The following is a 17,726-nucleotide window of genomic DNA, read 5'->3' as shown; positions in this document are numbered from 1 at the left end:
AGCCTGAATATTATTCACCGTTTTATAAGAGGCTCATCCATGTCCTTCAAGATTATTCTTGCCGATGACCACCCCTTGATTCTGACCGGGATCCGTAGCCTGATTGACCAGATAACACCCCATTGTGAAGTGATCGCCGAGGCATATCAGGTATCTGACTTGCTGAAATTATTGCAACAGCATCATTGTGATCTGTTGATCACTGATTTCAGTATGCCGGGAGATATCCGCTGTGATGGCCTGGTGATGATCCAGCAGTTGCGTCGGGATTATCCAAACCTGCCCATTATTGTGCTGACCCAGATCCAGAACAGCGCCATCTTGCAATCCCTTATTCAGGTTGGGGTCAACGGTCTGATACTGAAAAAATCGGTTATTAATGAATTGGCTGATGCCATTCGCCAGATATTGCTCGGCCATCGCTATATTGGCCCGGCAGTACAAATGCTGCTGGCCAGTGCCGGTATTTCCGGGCAAAGCAACAACAACCTGCTTACGCCCAAGGAGAGTGAAGTAGTGCGTCTTCTGGCCAGCGGCATGTCGGTCACCCAAGTTGCCAACTACCTTCATCGCAGTGTCAAAACCATCAGCACTCAGAAAAAGAGTGCCATGACTCGGCTGGGCATTAGCAGCGATAGCGCACTCTTTGACTATGCCAAAAGCAACGGACTCTGCTAATCGATAGCCGCATCAAATATCAAGGTGACATCGCCTTTAAAGGAGGAACCAGGATATTTCATCATTTCGGCGACCGTCCCACCCACTATCTGAAATCGAATTGCTCTGGCTGCATTGATAACAGGAATCCCCTGTACAGGAAGTACAAATTTGGATTTATTTGTAGTCAATAAAGTCGTTTCATTGAATCTGTTCACATAGTATGTTTTTAATGGTACTGTTCGTCCCTTGCTATCTTTTAATGCGCACTCACCACTAGTAGACCATTGATATTGGCAACGCAGTGCGACTGTAAATGGGGCACTAAACCATATCCGAAAAGGAAGGTCTTGCTGCAAGAAATTTGGCTCTCGCTTTCCACTATGAATCCAATTACTCCACCCACCTGGTGGCAATAAGGTTACTTGGCTATGGCCATCGCTATCTCCTTTGGGAAAATCAACTTTCAATTGATGACGGACTGTCAGTGTAAATTTAAGTTCATGCTCTGTTCCCCCAGAATAGGTTGCATCACCTAGGTCAATATCCTTATTACGACCCACCATTATTTTTAAACTACCGGTATACTTTCCATTTGACATAGTCAATGGATTAGGTGCTTTTATACGAAAGCCATAATTCAGCCAATCGACAGAGTATGATGTTCCATCACCAAGTTGGCTATTGTGATAGCACTCAGACGCACCATTTTGAGCTAAATCATTAATAGAGTATAAAAAAAGTTGCCCAGTTACTACAGACCCTGACCACCCCCAAGTACTAAAGCTTTGATAGCAATCACCACCAATAGTATGCATGGGCCATCTATTATTATTGACAATTGGATACTCCATTTTTATTACCTTGGCACCTATATTGGTTGGAATAAATGCCAATTCATGGCGTTCTCCATTGTTGCTGTTCGTCAACGTCACTTTTTTAGGACCAGAAAGTCGATAGTAACTTAGGTAGTTCTGTTTACCCTTCGCCGAATTTATTGTTTTTGCTATCGACACTGGGAGTTTTACTATAACCGATGACTCTAGCGGATTCTGTGGGTCACAATAAGAAATCGGTTGACCGACATCGCACGGAGTGGTGTTGATAAAACGCCCACCACTCACTTCATAGCTCTCAGGTTTATAGTCTGCAGTAATATCAATCACATCAGCCAAAGAAGAGTGACTAAACATCAGTAGAACTAATATTTTAATAGTTTTCATTTTTTACAGTCACACCAGGTGAACATATTAACTCTCCCAACATAATAATCTCCGATGCCTCCGTACGACTCTGCACTCCTGATGAGTTGTTGCAATGGAGGGTACCATTGTGTTCCACGCTAAATTGCGGCTGTCGTCGGCTCGCTTCCAGCGCAAAGAAGCCATCATTTTCGGTAAATGCCCGCCCTATAGGGTTACTGACCATGGCACCACGCAGCGGCTGGCTTTGCTCGTCCAGCAGGCGACCAATCACAGTAACGGTGCTCACAGCATTCACCTGGCCATAACCCACCCCGCCGCGATTAAGGTGGTAGGGGAGCACGGTGGGCTTGATGGTGAGTGGCATCCCCTCGTGGTCGGCCATCTCCAGTTGCAAGGCGCCACTTTGCAAGGCTGGCACTGAGACCAGATGACGACCGGGCCCAAGGGTCTGTACGCTGCCCAGATCGTCGCTGACCCGGATCCGCGCTGCCTCATCATCGGCCGCAATATCGAGGATCATCGCCGCCTCATTGCCCATACCGCCCATATCGCGGGAACCGAGCGCCAGATCCCCTTCATGCCCCAGCGCCAGCACACTCTCCAGGTTGACGCCGCCGGTCACCTCTGCGTTATAGGAGGAGTGCTGGGCAAACAGGTCGCCACCCAACCAGGACGACGCGAAACGACCATAGCCGGATAGACCGGTACCATAGCTGTCATGGGTGCTGCCCACGCTGACCTGACGCAGCGGGCCCCAATCCACCTCCTGCTGGTAGTTGAGATAGGCGCTGCGCTGGGCACCGCCCGAGCGTGAGGTATTGCTGCCCAGCCCCAGCGACAACTGGCGATCATCTCCCCCCAAGTTGATAGTGAGACTCAGCGTGCTACCGCGATCCCGCTGCTGCGCCGTGCTCTCGCTGCCGGGACGATCGAACAGGGTCACGCCCCAGGTCACCCAACGCCCCCACAACCGATCGCTATAGTGCCACCCCACATCAGCACCATTGCCACGACCAGACTGGTGAGAAACATAGACACCGAGGGAGCCCCACTTTTCCAACGACTGCTGCAGTGACAGGCTGGACACCGAACTTGCCTCCCCCTGCTTGCGCAGATTGCGTGAATGGCTGGCCACCAGACTGCTATTGCCATGCCAGTAGATCCCCTGCAGATCGTAACCCCATCCCATGCCGACACTCTGGTTGAGGGAGGCAAAGCCGTGGAGCTGACTGGTAGCCTCCCAGTCGAGTGAGAGGGAGTGCTGGGCACGTCTGTCCACATACTGGCTACCCGCCCCCACCACCAGCGAGGGAAGCAGCAGGTGGTTCACCGCAGCACCACCGCTGGCGCCTTCCAGATCGCTGTCTCCCTGCCGCACCAGCCAGCGGGTCTGACGCCCGGCAAACAGGTTGAAACGCCACGGTTCCTCCGGTGTCTGCCAGTTGGAGGGTTTGTAGATCATTTCGCGCCAACGGCGGGTCTCCTGACCATCCTCAAGCAGCCGCAGCTCCACCTCGTAGATACCACCGGGTAGCGAGCGGGTATCGAGCGCCTGCAGACCGGATACGACCGGCTGGGACTGGATGAGGTTGCCGTCCCGATAGATCTCAACCATGCCCGGCCGTGCCGGTGCCACCTGGATCGGCGCCAGACTGGGTACCCCGCGTTCCCGGCGCAACAGATCCGAGCTGCCCCACATCACACCAAGCACTGTAGGCGTCGCACCACTGTAGTAGTTGGGCTGACGCACCAACCCCTGCGCCGAGGGAAAGAAGAAGCCGAGACGATAAAAATTGGCCTCATGGAGCCGCTCGCCATAAAGCTGAGCCAGGCCGACTTCACTCGATTGCCCCTCCTGCCGGGTGGCATCCCCCTCCATAAAAGGGGTCCACGGTCCCCAGCTGCCCTCCAGCTGCAGGTTGTAGTGTCCATGGCGCTGAGTGCCCTGCACCAGGTTCAGCTGGTTCTGGATCAGCAACCCCTTGCTCTCTTGAGGCAGCGCCATAAAGCGCTGATCCCGCGCCCCCAGCTCCACCTGACCGGTCAGCACCGAGAGCTGGGACTCCTCCAGGCTGTATTGCAACCCCACTATGCCTTCGGGACAGGCACGGCCGCACTCGCCGAGTGGCAGATGACTTCCCAACTTGCTCAACCAGCGTTCACGCGTACCCTCGTCAAAATCGCTCTCCTGCACATCCACCAGTGAAAGCAGCTGTACCGAGTTATCCCGCCCGAGCAGCACTTCCCCATCCCCCAGCAGGCGACCGTCGACAGTGACTCGCACCATCAGGGGAACACCAAAAAAGTGCTCTTCAAACCCTTCCGGCAACTGCTGCGCCTGTTGCAGCAACAGTGCCGGGTCTGCCGCCGCCAATGAGGCAGAGAGCAACGACCCGAGCAAGAGAAGAAGAGAACGAACCATGAAGTGCAACCTGAATGCCTGGAATATCAATTAAAGGGGGCCTGATGACCCCCACATACTCATGTCAGCTGCCTTGAGCAGGCGGTGCCTCCGATTCAAACATCATGCTGACAATCCCCTGATAGTTGCCGGGCTTGTAGCCACCGGTTGGCGCCGCGGCCGGAATAATCTCCAGCCCTACCTGTTTGCCAGTATTGGCATCTGCCTGATTCAGCAAGTCAGCAGATGTAGTGGTCAGCGCAACGCCTGCCACCTTGACCGTCAAACCGATACTCTCCTTGACGCTGGCCATGGTTGCGGGATAAACCAGATAACCCTTGATGGGACCAATGGTGCTCTTCATCTCCAGCTGCTTGGCCAAGGGATCCAGCTTTTGGCTAAAGGGGTTAAAGGTCAGTTTCTGTGGGGTACTCATCCAGTCACCCACGGGTTGCACATAAAAGTTTTCGGTCGGGATCTGCGCCATTACCGTCACAGTATGCTCAATGCGCTCGGCCGCCATCAGGGTACTGCTTGCCAACAACAGTGCGGGGGTGAACCATAACCTCTTCATAACCACTCCTTATTCTTTGATGATATTCATATGACATATCGATGTTCAGGCCTTGAACTCCTTGAATACCGATTGCTTTCCTTCTATCAGTTCAAAACGAACCGTACTGGTGGCATCTTGGCTGACCCGTTTTTTAACGCCGGGCAACAGATGCAGCTTCTCCGGTTGGCTGCATGACGTTTTGTCACACAGCTCCAGATAATCGAGAATAACGGTGGCATTGCCCCGGTTCTCCACATAGAGGGCACCGTTATTGCGGCCAATCCGGGTGTCATAATGGGTCTCTTTGGGTGCCACAAACAAAATGGTGCCATAACCGGTCATGATGCTGACCCCGGCGCTAATTTGCTGTTGTGGTGGCAATTCGGTTATTTCATCATCCTGTGGCTTGACCGGTACAAAACGCACCCGAAAATAACGTTCTCGCTCCCGCACTCCCATATAGATAAAACGGGTAGCCTGTGAGCCGCCAGCAGGGATAATCAACCTGGAGGGACTGATCACCAACTGACGAACCCCCTCCTCCGGTAACTCCTGCTCCTTCGGCACGCCATCGGTATCATATATAATTTCGGCCAAGGTTATTTTGACAAATGCCGTCTCATCACCAAGATTTCTAACCCGCTTGAGCAGCGTAGTTTTTTCTGCCGACATATAGTCATATAAGGTGCCAACGCTAATATCCGGCGATGCCAAGGCATTGCTGCTGAATATAAGCAGCAATACAGTAAAAATCTTATTCATGAATAATTATCACACTGTAAAAACGATAGAGAGTGGTGCCTTCATTCATTGAAGGCTCCGAAAAATATACGAATTCCATATATGCAGATCGCCAGATGATCATATTTGGCTCGGCGATTCGTCATTGAGGCCAGTCTAGATAATCCACACAGCGGACTTAATCGGAATAATCTGATACTGCCAAAGTATTTTTTCTGCAAACAATCAGACAATTCCTACAGCCAGCTTTCAACATCCTCCCCTATTATCCGAAATCATCTCAGTCAGCAGGGAAGTGACATGTTTGCGTTTAAAGAAGAGTTTCCGGTCGGTGACGTGGCATCCCTGACGACAGCGGACATTGCCGTGCCCTTTTATCAGCCAATCGTTGACCGGGATCGCCAGATCATCGGCTTTGAGGCGCTGGCCAGACGCTGGGAACCCCACCAGCAGCGCTATCAGGGAATAGACTTTCCCTCTCTCAGCGATGAGGAGTCCCTGTATGTGGATATCGTTATGCTCAGAGCCATTCTGCGCGACCTGCCAGCACTGGCGAAGGGAAGGTCATATATGCTCTCCATCAACCTCAATCCCACACTGAGCAGCGCCACCTATCAGAACCTGTTGCTGCTGGTGCTGCTACAAGCCCGCAAGCTGGATATCGCAATCTGGTTCGAGGTGGTGGAGTACGCCCCGCTAGAGCGCAAGGAGTTGGCCCTGATCGAGGTACTGCGCAGCCACGGTGCCCATATCGCCTGCGATGACTTTGGCACCCAGGAGTGCAATTTTCAGCGAGTGATGGCGCTCCCCTACGAGATCATCAAGCTGGATCGCTCCCTGCTGCTGCAAGCGACCAGGAGTAGCCATGCCTTGCGCATGCTGACCGGACTGGTGGAGTACCTGCAGCGACTCGGCATGAAGGTGGTGTGCGAAGGGGTGGAAAACCAGACCCATATCGAGATTGCCGACCAGCTCGGCTGTGACTATCAACAGGGTTACGTCTACGCCATGCCCTCCCCCCTCTCCCGTTGGGCCTGAGCGGCTGTTTCATTTCGGCATCCTGTCGGCTCGCGCAGCCAACAATTTCCTGCCAAATTGCATGATGACGTGGGGACGAGTACAATCTCGCACCCCGAATATCCGGCGCATCTTCTTTAGATAACCCCGGATATGCCGTCATCGGGTCGCGCTGCATTGAGCCTCCTCCCGGAGGGCATCTTGCACCGCAGCTCAACCACTACGATGCCATCAGGTGGCATCGTCCTGATTTGCAATCAGATATAAAGAGTCCGCCATGTTTAAACCAGAATTGCTCTCCCCCGCAGGTTCCCTCAAGAACATGCGTTACGCCTATGCCTATGGCGCTGATGCCGTCTATGCCGGTCAGCCCCGCTACAGCCTGCGGGTGCGCAACAACGAATTCGATCATGAAAACCTGCAGCTGGGCATCAACGAAGCCCATGCACTGGGCAAGCAGTTCTATGTGGTGGCCAACATCCAGCCCCACAACTCCAAGCTCAAGACCTTTATCCGCGACATGCGCCCTGTGGTTGAGATGAAGCCGGATGCGCTGATCATGTCAGACCCCGGTCTTATCATGATGATGCGTGAAGCCTTCCCGGATATGCCCATTCACCTCTCGGTGCAGGCCAACGCGGTCAACTGGGCCACAGTGAAGTTCTGGCATCAGATGGGCCTGACCCGCACCATTCTCTCCCGCGAGCTGTCGCTGGACGAGATCGAAGAGATCCGCATGCAGGTGCCGGAGATGGAGCTGGAAGTGTTCGTTCACGGCGCGCTGTGCATGGCCTACTCCGGCCGCTGCCTGCTCTCCGGCTATATCAACAAGCGTGACCCCAACCAGGGCACCTGCACCAACTCCTGCCGCTGGGAGTACAAGGTACACGAGGGTAAAGAAGATGACGTGGGCCAGATCGTCCACCGTCAGGAGCCCATCGCAGTGCGTCCGGACAACACGCTAGGCCTTGGCAAGCCGACTGATGCCCTTGTGCTGCTGGAAGAGTCCAACCGCCCGGGCGAGTACATGAGCGCGTTCGAGGACGAACACGGCACCTACATCATGAACTCCAAGGATCTGCGCGCCGTCGAGCACGTCGAGCGACTGACCAAGATGGGCGTTCATTCCCTGAAAATCGAAGGGCGCACCAAATCCTTCTACTACTGCGCCCGTACCGCTCAGGTTTACCGCAAGGCCATCGACGATGCGGTGGCGGGTCGTCCGTTCGACCGCAGCCTGATGGGTACCCTCGAAAATCTGGCCCACCGCGGCTACACCGAGGGCTTCCTGCGCCGTCACAATCACAGCGAATACCAGAACTACGACTACGGCTACTCTGTCTCCGACACCCAGCAGTTTGTCGGCGAGATCACCGGTCGCAAAGGTGACATGGTCGAGGTCGAGGTGAAGAACAAGTTCCTGGTGGGCAACAATCTGGAGCTGATGACCCCGCAGGGCAACGTCCGTTTCAATCTGGAGCAGATGGAGAACCGCAAGGGCGAGCTTATCGATACCGCGCCGGGCAACGGTCACGTGGTCTATGTGCCAGTCCCGAAAGATCTGGATGTGAACTACGGCATTTTGCTGCGCAATCTGGGCGACAGCCAGGATACCCGCAACCCGCACACGGCGGCCTGAAATGGCGCTGCTCATCACCGACAAGTGCATCAACTGTGACATGTGCGATCCCGAGTGCCCCAACCAGGCTATCAGCCTGGGTGAGGAGATCTACGAGATCGACCCCAGTCGCTGCACCGAGTGCGTCGGTCACTATGAGAAGCCGACCTGCATCAGTGTCTGCCCTATCGACTGCATCATCTGGGATCCCGCTCATGTGGAGACCGAAGATCAGCTGATGGAGAAGTTTGTGCGGATGCACAGGCAGTAGCTGATGCACAGACCGTAAAACGAAAAAAAGGCCGAGCAATCGGCCTTTTTTGATCCTGCGTGCAGCGGCTGGGCATCACTTGCCGACCAGCCGGATCAGTTTGTCCAGCTCCCGCTGGGCCTCCAGCATCCGGGTCTGGGACTCCTCCAGCCTGGCCTGCCGCTTGGCAATCTTCTCCGGTTTGCCACTGACTCTCGCCTCCTGCAACTCGAGCAGGCGCTCGTCCACCTCGCCGCGCAGTTTGTTAACCCGCTCTTTCTGCTCCTTGAGCAGACCTTCATCAGTACAGTTGGCCTTGATATTGCGCGCTGCCTGTTCGAGCCCGGCAATCTGCCCGGCATTGTTGTGTGCTTTGGCAAACACCAGCTGGTCGTTGACGGCCTGCAGACGGGCCTTGCAACCGACCGCCTCACTGCCAAAGGCCTGACCCGCCAACAGCAGCAAGCCGGCTCCCAATACTTTCCACATCTCGATTCATCCGGTCTTGTTTGCGAGCTGACCATAAAAACCTCGATCGGCAGCAGGGTCAAGCAAGCGGGAAAAAGGTGCGACAGAAGTTGTGCAACATCACGCAATTGGCACCCTGTTGGTTCTACAATGGCGCTCTTTTCAATCGGGAGTCTGTTATGAGTCAACAAATTGTGGTCATTGCCAACGGGGCCCCCTATGGCAGCGAATCCCTGTTCAACGCCCTGCGTCTCGCTATCGCCCTCAACGAACAGGGGGGGGCCAGCCTCAAGCTGTTCCTGATGTCCGATGCGGTGAGTGCAGCGCTGGCCGGTCAGGCACCGGCCGAGGGATACAACCTGCGCCAGATGCTGGAGATCCTGCTGGCTCAGGGCGTCACCATTCGCCTGTGCAAGACCTGCACCGATGCCCGTGGCATCACCGCCCTGCCGCTGATCGAGGGGATTGAGGTCGGCACCCTGCCGATGCTGGCCCAATGGACCCTGGCTGCCGACAAGGTGCTGACGTTCTGATCTCCTCCTCCGGCTCTCTTGCCCCTTTAGTCCTCATCTGACCCTCAATGGCCCCCGCCATACGGGGGCATTGCGCGCGCCACCAGTCTCACTGACTACACTATCAGTTGCCACGCCTGCTTGTTTGTCCCACCTCATGGACAGCGTAACGCCCAGTAATAAACCGAGGACGACGATGAATCCGACCGAACAGACCCTGCTTGAGCAGATGAGGATCACCGACTTCGAAATTGCCCATCGCAAGGAGTTATTGCTGCTCAATGAGCAGGATGTGGCGCGGCTGGCAAGTTATTGCAGCAAGATAGAACCACGGATAGACGCCCTGGTGGATCGCTTCTACCAGCAGCAGACGGCCATCACCGAAATCGCCCTGTTGATCGGGGATGCTGATACCCTCATACGGTTGCGCACCGCACAACGGCGCTATGTGCTCGATCTCTTCAGCGGCCATTACGATCTGGAGTACGTCAACAACCGGCTGCGGATCGGGCTGGTTCACAAGCGGATCGGAGTCGAACCCAAGCTCTATCTGGCCGCCATCAACACCCTCAAAGCCCTGCTGATCGAGGATATGTTCGAGCAGATCCACGATGAACCGGAGCGCCTCGTCATGCTGGCCGCACTGGACAAACTCTTTCTGTTCGACATCACTCTGGTCTTCGAAACCTACATTCGCAGTCTGGTGTCGGAAATAGAGTCCTCCAGAGAGAAGTCGGAGAACTATGCCAAGAGTCTGGAGCAGAAAGTACGCGAACGAACCAAGCAACTGGAGGAGCTGAACCGCACCGATGCCCTGACCGGATTGCTCAACGTTCGCCACCTCAACGAGCTGTTGCTGCTGAGCCTGCGCACCTGTCAGCGCCGTGCCGAACCCATGGCCATCGCCTATCTCGATATCGACAACTTCAAGCAAATCAACGATACCGAAGGTCACCAGCGCGGAGACGAGATCCTGCGCATCGTTGGCCACTGCATCCGTCAGGTCTTTCGCGCCGAAGACAGCTGCTTTCGTTATGGGGGAGATGAATTCTGCCTGATCCTGCCCAACTGCAACGAGAGTCAGGCGCGGGATATCTATCTCAAACGATTGATCAACACCGTCAAGGAGCAGTTGGGCGATCTCACCCTCAGTATCGGCATAGTGCAGACCGGGCCGGAGCACTACGACGACGGGCTAAACCTGATCCGGCTCGCCGACGAGAGGATGTACGCAGCCAAGAAGGCGCTCAAAGAGAAGACGCCGGGTAGCACGCACTGAACATTCAGCATCACAGATCCCCGCATTAACCGGGTCAGCTCCGCTCAACCACAGACGTGGCCACAGCGGGACGCTGTACTCTGGCCCCACACTCATAAAGCGCAAAAATCGCCACACAAAGCAGCGCCATCAGCGCATAGAGCCACTGACCGCTCCACTGCTCGAGGATCCAGCCTCCCAGCAGGGCACCTGCGGCCCCTCCCAACCCGGCCAGTGCGCTGGCACCAAAGTAGCTCCCTTTGAGGTGAGCAGGGGCCATCTGGTCGATCAGCACGTTGAGCAGGGGGAAGAGGATGGTCTCGCCGATGCTGAGCAGCAGCACGGCACCAAACCAGTGGCTGCGCACCATCGGGTCCCCCAGCGCGAAGAGCAGCTGGGCCGCCAGAAAGAGCGCCATGCCGATATGAAGCCGTACCCGCACCGGCCAGCGTGACAACAACCGCAGCAGCGGAAACTGCAGCAGCACCACGGTCAGGGCGTTGGTCGCCACCAGCAGGGCAACCAGCTCGGCCACCTGCGGCATACCGGCCCGGGTCAGATACTGCACCAGCGGCGAGTGAAACTGGGAGTAAACCAGCACCATCAGAAGATTGGCCATCACCAGCAGCAGGAAGGCGCGATCCGCCAGCAACACCTTGATGGCATCCCGCAGTCCGGGGCCAGCTGCACCCGGCTTGCCTGTGCTGCCAGCCCGGCGAAATCCCCAGCCAAAGGCCAGCGACAGCAGCAAATAGCTCACCACCAGAAACAGGAAGGTCTCCTGCTGGGCGTTGATCCCGAGAGTCACCCCTAGCAGAGGCCCCAACGCGGCCCCCAGATTAAGCAGAAAATAGCGCAGGTGCAGTGCCAGCTCCCGCGCCTTGGCCGAGGCCAGACTGTCGGCCATCAGCGCCTTGCCGGGGGCATCGATGAGCCCCGACGAGAGGCCGCTACCCATCACCCCGACCCCAAGCCAGAACACCGCATGGGAGAAGCCGAGCAGGCCGAAACAGATCATCGCCACCAGACAACCAGCCAGCAGTATGCTGCGCCGCCCGAAGCGATCAGAGAGCCAGCCGCCGTAAAAACTGACCAGGGTAGAGAGGGCCATTGAGCTCCCCAGCAACAGGCCGATGAAGGTGGCCGAAAGGTCATACTCCCGATAGAGCAGAATGGAGAGGAAGGGCCACACCATGTAGTAGCTGGTGCGCACCATGAAGGTGCCCAGAATGACGATCCAGACCAGCGGGGTAAATTGCCTGAAGGTGCTCCATGACATCGCTATGCTCCATGCCCCGCAGCTCTTACCACAAGATCCTGTCATAAACGGGGAAAGCGTTCAGTTGTAACAGAGGGCCTCAATAGAAACAACCTTTGTTCACCAGCAAGGTACAACCGGATGCAAAAAGGCCAGCCTATGGGCATCGGCTGGCCTTTTTATCGCGGGATTTCCCTCGGGTTAGCGCCAGGGGCTCTGCTGCCACAGACGCCCTAATCCCGCCTCGAGCGCCTGCGCGCCCTGCTGTCCCAGCTTCTGGGTCAGACTTTTAGGCTTGCGATAGCTGATGCCGATCACCTTGTGGTGGCTGGCCTGCGCCAGCAGGTAGTCATCGCTGGTGCAGAGGGTATCCACCAACCCCAGCCCCTTGGCCTGACTCGCCAGCCAGTGTTCACCGGTCGTGACCTGATCGATATCGAGTTGCGGGCGGTGTTCGGCCACAAAGGCCTTGAAGCGCTCGTGGATCGCCGCCAGCTCCTCGCGAAACTTCTCGCGCCCCAGATCGTCGTTCTCGCCAAACATGGTGATAGTGCGCTTGTACTGGCCGGCGGTGTGCATCTCGAATTCGATATCGTGCTTTTTCAACAACTTGTTGAAGTTCGGCATCTGGGCGATCACCCCGATGGAGCCGACGATGGCAAAGGGGGCAGCCAGGATCTTGTCCGCCACGCAGGCCATCATGTAGCCGCCGCTCGCCGCCACCTTGTCGATAGCCACGGTGAGCTTGATGTCACGATCGCGCAGTCGCTGCAACTGGGAAGCGGCCAAGCCATAGCCATGCACCACGCCGCCACCGGATTCGAGTCGCAGCAGCACTTCGTCGCCGGGCTGGGCGACGCCGATCACCGCGCTCACCTCTTCGCGCAGGGAGGCTACCTCTTTGGCATCCATGCTGCCGTTGAAATCGAGCACGAACAGGCGACTGCGCTCATCCCCCGCCTTGGCGCGCTTCTTCTGCTCCTCTTTCTGCTGCTTTTCCATCACCTTGCGCTCGGCCTTGCTGGCGAGCGCGCTCTTGAGTGCAAATTGCCCCTGCTCCAGCTCGCTCGAGAGATCGGTCACCACCAGCTCACCCTTGCGCGCTTTCGGCTGGCGAGTGCTGACGATCATCAGGATGATGGCGCCGATGGCCAGCAGGAAGGTCACTGTCTTGGCCAAAAACAGGCCATATTCGGTCAGAAATGTCACGATGGACTCCAGAATGGATCGGTTTTCGTCACATTCTAGGGAGTTTGATGGAGGCGCGCAAAAAATCGCAGCCAGTGCCAGGAAAAACCAACCCGAGCATCACAACCTCTCTATTTTCTTCACATTTTTCTTGCCGCTGGCTGGTCAAACAGGCGCGCGGATCAGTACACTTGGCGCCGATTGCCATGCACTTATGGCCGGAATTTGTTAACAGGAGTTGTCATGCTCGATTATCAGGCGCCCCGCGATCTGCTCAAGGATAAAGTCATTCTGGTCACCGGTGCCGGCGACGGGATCGGCCGCGAAGCCGCCCTCACCTACGCCGCTCACGGTGCCACCGTGATCCTGCTCGGCCGCACCAGCGCCAAACTCGAAGCCGTGTATGACCAGATTGAAGCGGCCGGTTATCCGCTGCCCGCCATCGTGCCGGTGGATCTGAAAGGGGCCACCGCCGCCCACTACCGCGGCATGGCCGAAACCTTCGCCCAGCAGTTTGGCCGCCTCGACGGCGTGCTGTTCAACGCCGGTCTGCTCGGCACCCTCTCTCCGTTTGAACACATTCAGGAGAAGGAGTGGGACGAGGTGATGCAGGTCAACGTCAAATCGGAATTCCTGCTGACCCAGGCGCTGCTGCCGCTGCTGCGCCAGACTGCCAAGACGCAGGGCGATGCCTCCATCGTCTACACCTCCTCCAGCGTGGGGCGCAAAGGGCGCGCCTACTGGGGCACCTATGCCATCTCCAAATTCGCCATCGAGGGGATGATGGAAGTGCTGGCCGACGAGCTTGAGAACACCGGTGTGCGGGTCAATACCCTCAATCCAGGCGGCACCCGCACCAAGATGCGCGCCAGCGCCTTCCCGGCGGAAGATCCCATGAACCTCAAGACCCCGGCCGACCTGATGCCCCTCTACCTCTACCTGATGGGGTCGGACAGCCGCGGCAAAACCGGCCAAACCTTTGTGGCTCAGCCAAAATAAACAGGCGGCTCAGCCCAAATAAATCAATAAAATACCCAGAGTGTTGTACGGCAGGGGTTAAATTGAATAGGGAGCACAGGCTCCCTGTTCGAACCACTGACCATCCTATCTCCAATCAGGTTGAACTATGTTTCGTCCCAAGAGCACGTTTGAGCAATGGCGGATCTTTCAGGCGGTAGTCGACTGCGGCGGCTACGCCCAGGCGGCCGAGGCGCTGAACAAGAGCCAGTCCTCCCTCAATCATGCGGTTGCAAAGTTGCAGCAGAGTCTGGGGGTGCCCTTGCTGGAGGTGCGCGGCCGCAAGGCGGTGCTTACCCCGGCGGGCGAGATCTTCCTCAAGCGGGCCCGTCAGCTGAGCCAGCAGGTGGAGGAGCTGGAGAATCTGGCCAACAACCTGGAGCGGCAGTGGGAGCCGCAGATCAACCTCTATGTCTCGGCGCTGCAACCAAGGGATCGCCTCTATCGGGCCTTGGCCAGCTTCTATCCCCGCAGCCGGGGTTGCCGGGTCAACCTGCACGAACGCATTCACTGCCACTTCAACGCCCTGCAACCGGGGGACCTGATGCTCTCCGAGCACCTGCCCGGCGATCGCACCGGCCTGTTGCTGGACGAGGTATGCCTGCTGCCTCTCTGCGCCGCCAGCCATCCGCTGGCGCAAGAGGAGGGGCCCATCCGCAGCGACGTGCTGACCAGCCACAACCAGATCAGCCTTCATCCCCCCATTCACCGCTCGGTGGACTGGAACGATGCGGATGACACCGGCTGGAAGGCGACCCACTACCACGAAGTGCTCGCCATGCTGCGCCTTGGCCTCGGCTATGCCTGGCTGCCGCGCCATCTGATAGAGCGGGAGCTGGCGGAAGGTTCACTCATACAGCTGGATCTGGAGAGCGGCAACGAGCGCCACCTCTACACCTACCTGCTGACCCTCTCCCCCGAATCTCTCGGCCCAGCGACCGAGCTGCTGCTGCGCTGCCTGCGCAACGAATATCAGGGCGAATCAGCGCCGCTTCCGCACGCCCAGCCCCGGCACGATAAATAACAGCCAGATCCCCCGTCAGACGTTGGGCACCCGCCAGCTGGCGGCCAGTGCCACCAGCGCCAATCCCAGCGCCACCATAAAGACCCCGTGGAAACTCCACACCTCCGCCACCACTCCGGCGATGGCCCCTGCCATGATGGAGCCGGTGCGGATGCTGTTGGCAAACAGGGTGGTCGCTACCCCGGCCCGCCCCGGCATCAGATCCTGAAAATAAGACATGCCGATCCCCGCCACGATACCGATGAAGATGGCGTTGAACAGCTGCAAGGCGATCAGGGCGTATTGGTCGGTGAGGGTCACCAGACCTGTGTAAAAGGCCGCGCCAGCCAGCACCGCCAACAACATCATGGGGCGCTTGCCAAAACGGGCCGTGTAATAACCCGCCAGCAGCATGAAGGGGATCTCCAGCGCCGCCGCCGTGCCCATCAGGATACCGGCAAGCTTCTCATCCATCCCGAGCTCCCGGGTGATATAGAGCGGCATATTGATGAGGTACATGCTGTTACAGGTCCACATCAGGGTGGAGGCGATAAAGAGCGCCCGCACCGCCGGATCCCGCCAGCTGCTGACCCGCTCTGTCTCTTCGGCCATCTTGGGCAAAGGCAGAGAGGGGAGCCAGCGCCACACCACCAGGGCGCAGAGCAGATAGGCCAGTGCCGAGGCCAAGTACATCAGTTCGAAGCCGTAGCCGATGGCTAGCGCGAAGGCGATGGGCGGGCCTATGACCCAGGCCAGCGAAAACTGGGCCCGCATCACCGAGCTGAACATGTCCGCCCGCCGGTTGCGGCTGTCAGAATACTCCCGCGCCAGCGCAAACAGCTGGGGACTGGCCGTGGCCGCCAGCGCCGCAAGCATGACCCCCAGACTCGCCAGCAGCCAGTAGTTGCGGTTCCAGGCAAACAGCAAGGAGAGCGCTACCCCGGCAAAGCAGCAGCGCAGGATCAGTCGCTTGCGATCCCCCTTGTTGTCGGAGCGATGGCCCAGCCACTGGCTGACCAGAATGCCCACCACAGCATTGATGGTATAGAAGAGCCCGACCAGAAAGGGGCGCACCTGCACCTCTTCGGCCAGAAACAGACTTAAGGTAGGCACCTGCAGTGCCACCGCGACGCCGGTCATAAAGGTCACGGCAAGAAATGAAAGAGAGACGGGGTCAGGGCGTTTGACCGCCGCTATCGACAAGCTCATAGGGTTACCACTGGTTGGAGGGACGATACGGGCTAACGGGCGGCAGCCGTATGAAAATTCGGCGCCTATCTTATGTCACTATCAAGAGCGGGCTCAAGGATGGCATAAGCGGGTGTGCGCCTTGCGAGGGAGGCCGCGACCCCGTAGAGTGAAAGCCCATCCTGCCAGCACAAGGAGTTCGCATGTTTGATTTTGATCAGGAAGTAGACCGTAGTGGCACCATGAGCCTGAAATGGGACAAGTACAAGGGTCAGGATGTGCTGCCCATGTGGGTTGCCGATACCGACTTTGTCTCCCCCCCGTCCGTGATCGAGGCGTTGACCAAACGGGTCGCCCACGGCATTTTCGGCTATTCACGCCCCTCGCCGCGCCTGATCGAACTCATTATCGAACGGATGGCGACCCGCTATGGCTGGGCCATCGAACCCGAATGGCTGGTATTCCTGCCGGGCGTGGTGCCGGGGCTCAACCTCGCCTGCAAGGCGTGGAGTCAGCATGGCCGCGGCATCATCACCCCCAAGCCGGTCTATTACCCCTTCCTGCAGGCGCCGGGCTTCAATGATCGTCCCCTGCTTACCGTGCCGATGATTGAAGAAGCCGGTCGCTGGGTGCTGGATCTTGAAGAGCTTGAGCGTCAGGCTCCCGCCGCAGATCTGCTGCTGCTATGCAACCCCCACAACCCGGGCGGCACCATCTTCACCCGTGACGAGCTGCTGGCCATCGATGCCATCGCCGCGCGCCACAATCTGGTGATCTGCTCCGATGAAATCCACTGCGATCTGCTGCTGGATAAAAACGCCCGCCACATTCCCTACGGTGCCATCAGTGCACAAGCAGCCGAGCGCTGCGCGGTGATGATGGCCCCGAGCAAGACTTTCAATATCGCCGGTCTCTGCTGCTCCTTCGCCATTATCCCCAACGCCCGTCTGCGCTTCAGGCTGCAGCAGGCGATGCGCGGCATCAGCGCCGACGTCAACCTGCTGGGCTTTGTCGCCGCCGAAGCGGCCTATGAGGGTGGCGAACAGTGGCTGACCGAGCAGCTCGACTATCTGGCGGCCAATCTGGCCCTGATCCAGCAGGCGGTTGCCCGCTGGCCCGGCGTCAAGCTGGCCAACCATCAGGCGACGTATCTGGCCTGGATCGATGTGAGCGGCCTTGGCCTTGCCGATCCCATCGCCTTCTTCGAGCAGGCCGGCGTTGGTCTCTCCCCCGGCGCCCAGTTTGGCGACGGTCAGTTCGTGCGGCTCAACTTCGGCTGCACCAGGGCACGGCTGACCGACGCGCTGGCGCGGATGGAGCGGGCAATCCTCAATAACAAGCCCTGATCAGCCAGCAACGGGATGGGCAAGCCCCATCCCTTTTTCCCTG

At 57.6% G+C, this 17,726-nt stretch carries 17 protein-coding genes; 9 read left to right on the top strand and 8 right to left on the bottom strand.

Annotated features, from left to right (window positions below; genetic code table 11):
* The first annotated feature begins 39 nt into the window (after positions 1–39).
* On the top strand, positions 40–678 hold the full coding sequence (locus OKC31_RS05530; RefSeq protein ID WP_151285611.1) for a response regulator: 639 nt from the start codon (positions 40–42) through the stop codon (positions 676–678).
* On the opposite strand, the gene OKC31_RS05525 is transcribed toward OKC31_RS05530, so the two are convergent.
* The 4 genes from OKC31_RS05525 to OKC31_RS05510 all read right to left on the bottom strand — a co-directional run bounded on the left by OKC31_RS05525 (position 675) and on the right by OKC31_RS05510 (position 5,581).
* Complete coding sequence (locus OKC31_RS05525; RefSeq protein ID WP_139493522.1) at positions 675–1,880, bottom strand: hypothetical protein; 1,206 nt, start codon at positions 1,878–1,880, stop codon at positions 675–677. The two genes, OKC31_RS05530 and OKC31_RS05525, sit on opposite strands and share 4 nt — an antisense overlap.
* Positions 1,867–4,284, bottom strand: a complete 2,418-nt coding sequence (locus OKC31_RS05520) for a TcfC E-set like domain-containing protein (RefSeq protein ID WP_270656455.1) — start codon at positions 4,282–4,284, stop codon at positions 1,867–1,869. Before OKC31_RS05520 ends, OKC31_RS05525 begins: the two co-directional genes overlap by 14 nt.
* 64 nt (positions 4,285–4,348) lie before the next feature.
* Entirely contained in the window at positions 4,349–4,837 is a 489-nt protein-coding gene (locus OKC31_RS05515) for a CS1 type fimbrial major subunit (RefSeq protein WP_270656453.1), read from the bottom strand.
* Positions 4,838–4,882: 45 nt separating this feature from the next.
* Positions 4,883–5,581 (bottom strand): hypothetical protein, encoded by a 699-nt coding sequence (locus OKC31_RS05510; protein ID WP_247823256.1) that lies wholly within the window; start codon positions 5,579–5,581, stop codon positions 4,883–4,885.
* Between the two features lie 279 nt (positions 5,582–5,860).
* Between OKC31_RS05510 and OKC31_RS05505 the strand changes: the two genes are divergently transcribed.
* The 3 genes from OKC31_RS05505 (at position 5,861) to OKC31_RS05495 (ending at position 8,466) form a co-directional block, all read left to right on the top strand.
* On the top strand, positions 5,861–6,598 hold the full coding sequence (locus OKC31_RS05505; protein WP_247823258.1) for an EAL domain-containing protein: 738 nt from the start codon (positions 5,861–5,863) through the stop codon (positions 6,596–6,598).
* 256 nt (positions 6,599–6,854) lie between these two features.
* The gene (gene trhP / locus OKC31_RS05500; RefSeq protein ID WP_247823260.1) at positions 6,855–8,216 is read left to right on the top strand and encodes a prephenate-dependent tRNA uridine(34) hydroxylase TrhP; all 1,362 of its coding nucleotides are present in this window, start codon (positions 6,855–6,857) and stop codon (positions 8,214–8,216) included.
* Between the two features lies 1 nt (position 8,217).
* On the top strand, positions 8,218–8,466 hold the full coding sequence (locus OKC31_RS05495; protein ID WP_005334896.1) for a YfhL family 4Fe-4S dicluster ferredoxin: 249 nt from the start codon (positions 8,218–8,220) through the stop codon (positions 8,464–8,466).
* A 75-nt stretch (positions 8,467–8,541) separates the two neighbouring features.
* Here OKC31_RS05495 and OKC31_RS05490 read toward each other — a convergent pair whose 3' ends face one another.
* On the bottom strand, positions 8,542–8,934 hold the full coding sequence (locus OKC31_RS05490; RefSeq protein ID WP_005334898.1) for a DUF1090 domain-containing protein: 393 nt from the start codon (positions 8,932–8,934) through the stop codon (positions 8,542–8,544).
* Positions 8,935–9,092: 158 nt separating this feature from the next.
* Here OKC31_RS05490 and OKC31_RS05485 point away from each other — a divergent pair, with 158 nt between their 5' ends.
* Both OKC31_RS05485 and OKC31_RS05480 read left to right on the top strand, forming a co-directional pair.
* Complete coding sequence (locus OKC31_RS05485) at positions 9,093–9,446, top strand: DsrE/DsrF/TusD sulfur relay family protein (RefSeq protein WP_043822380.1); 354 nt, start codon at positions 9,093–9,095, stop codon at positions 9,444–9,446.
* Between the two features lie 175 nt (positions 9,447–9,621).
* Positions 9,622–10,704, top strand: a complete 1,083-nt coding sequence (locus OKC31_RS05480) for a diguanylate cyclase (protein ID WP_123172560.1) — start codon at positions 9,622–9,624, stop codon at positions 10,702–10,704.
* Between the two features lie 34 nt (positions 10,705–10,738).
* Here OKC31_RS05480 and OKC31_RS05475 read toward each other — a convergent pair whose 3' ends face one another.
* Both OKC31_RS05475 and sohB read right to left on the bottom strand, forming a co-directional pair.
* Positions 10,739–11,962, bottom strand: coding sequence for an MFS transporter (locus tag OKC31_RS05475; RefSeq protein WP_247823261.1), 1,224 nt, complete (start codon positions 11,960–11,962; stop codon positions 10,739–10,741).
* A 180-nt stretch (positions 11,963–12,142) separates the two neighbouring features.
* Positions 12,143–13,150: a protease SohB gene (gene sohB / locus OKC31_RS05470; RefSeq protein WP_005347779.1), complete on the bottom strand. Its 1,008-nt coding sequence runs from the start codon at positions 13,148–13,150 to the stop codon at positions 12,143–12,145.
* A 222-nt stretch (positions 13,151–13,372) separates the two neighbouring features.
* On the opposite strand from sohB, the gene OKC31_RS05465 reads away from it, so the two are divergent.
* A complete protein-coding gene (locus tag OKC31_RS05465; RefSeq protein WP_040069067.1) occupies positions 13,373–14,128 on the top strand; it encodes a YciK family oxidoreductase in 756 nt (251 codons plus the stop codon).
* Between the two features lie 127 nt (positions 14,129–14,255).
* Positions 14,256–15,170: a LysR family transcriptional regulator gene (locus OKC31_RS05460; protein ID WP_247823263.1), complete on the top strand. Its 915-nt coding sequence runs from the start codon at positions 14,256–14,258 to the stop codon at positions 15,168–15,170.
* A gap of 15 nt (positions 15,171–15,185) precedes the next feature.
* Here the strand turns inward: OKC31_RS05460 and OKC31_RS05455 are convergent, their stop codons facing one another.
* Entirely contained in the window at positions 15,186–16,358 is a 1,173-nt protein-coding gene (locus OKC31_RS05455; protein WP_005334914.1) for an MFS transporter, read from the bottom strand.
* A gap of 182 nt (positions 16,359–16,540) precedes the next feature.
* On the opposite strand from OKC31_RS05455, the gene OKC31_RS05450 reads away from it, so the two are divergent.
* Positions 16,541–17,683, top strand: coding sequence for a MalY/PatB family protein (locus tag OKC31_RS05450; RefSeq protein ID WP_247823264.1), 1,143 nt, complete (start codon positions 16,541–16,543; stop codon positions 17,681–17,683).
* Positions 17,684–17,726 lie beyond the last annotated feature (43 nt).

This window comes from Aeromonas sp. Y293-4 (assembly GCF_027705905.1).
Lineage (GTDB): Bacteria > Pseudomonadota > Gammaproteobacteria > Enterobacterales > Aeromonadaceae > Aeromonas > Aeromonas veronii.
This window is presented reverse-complemented; position numbering and strand designations above follow the sequence as displayed.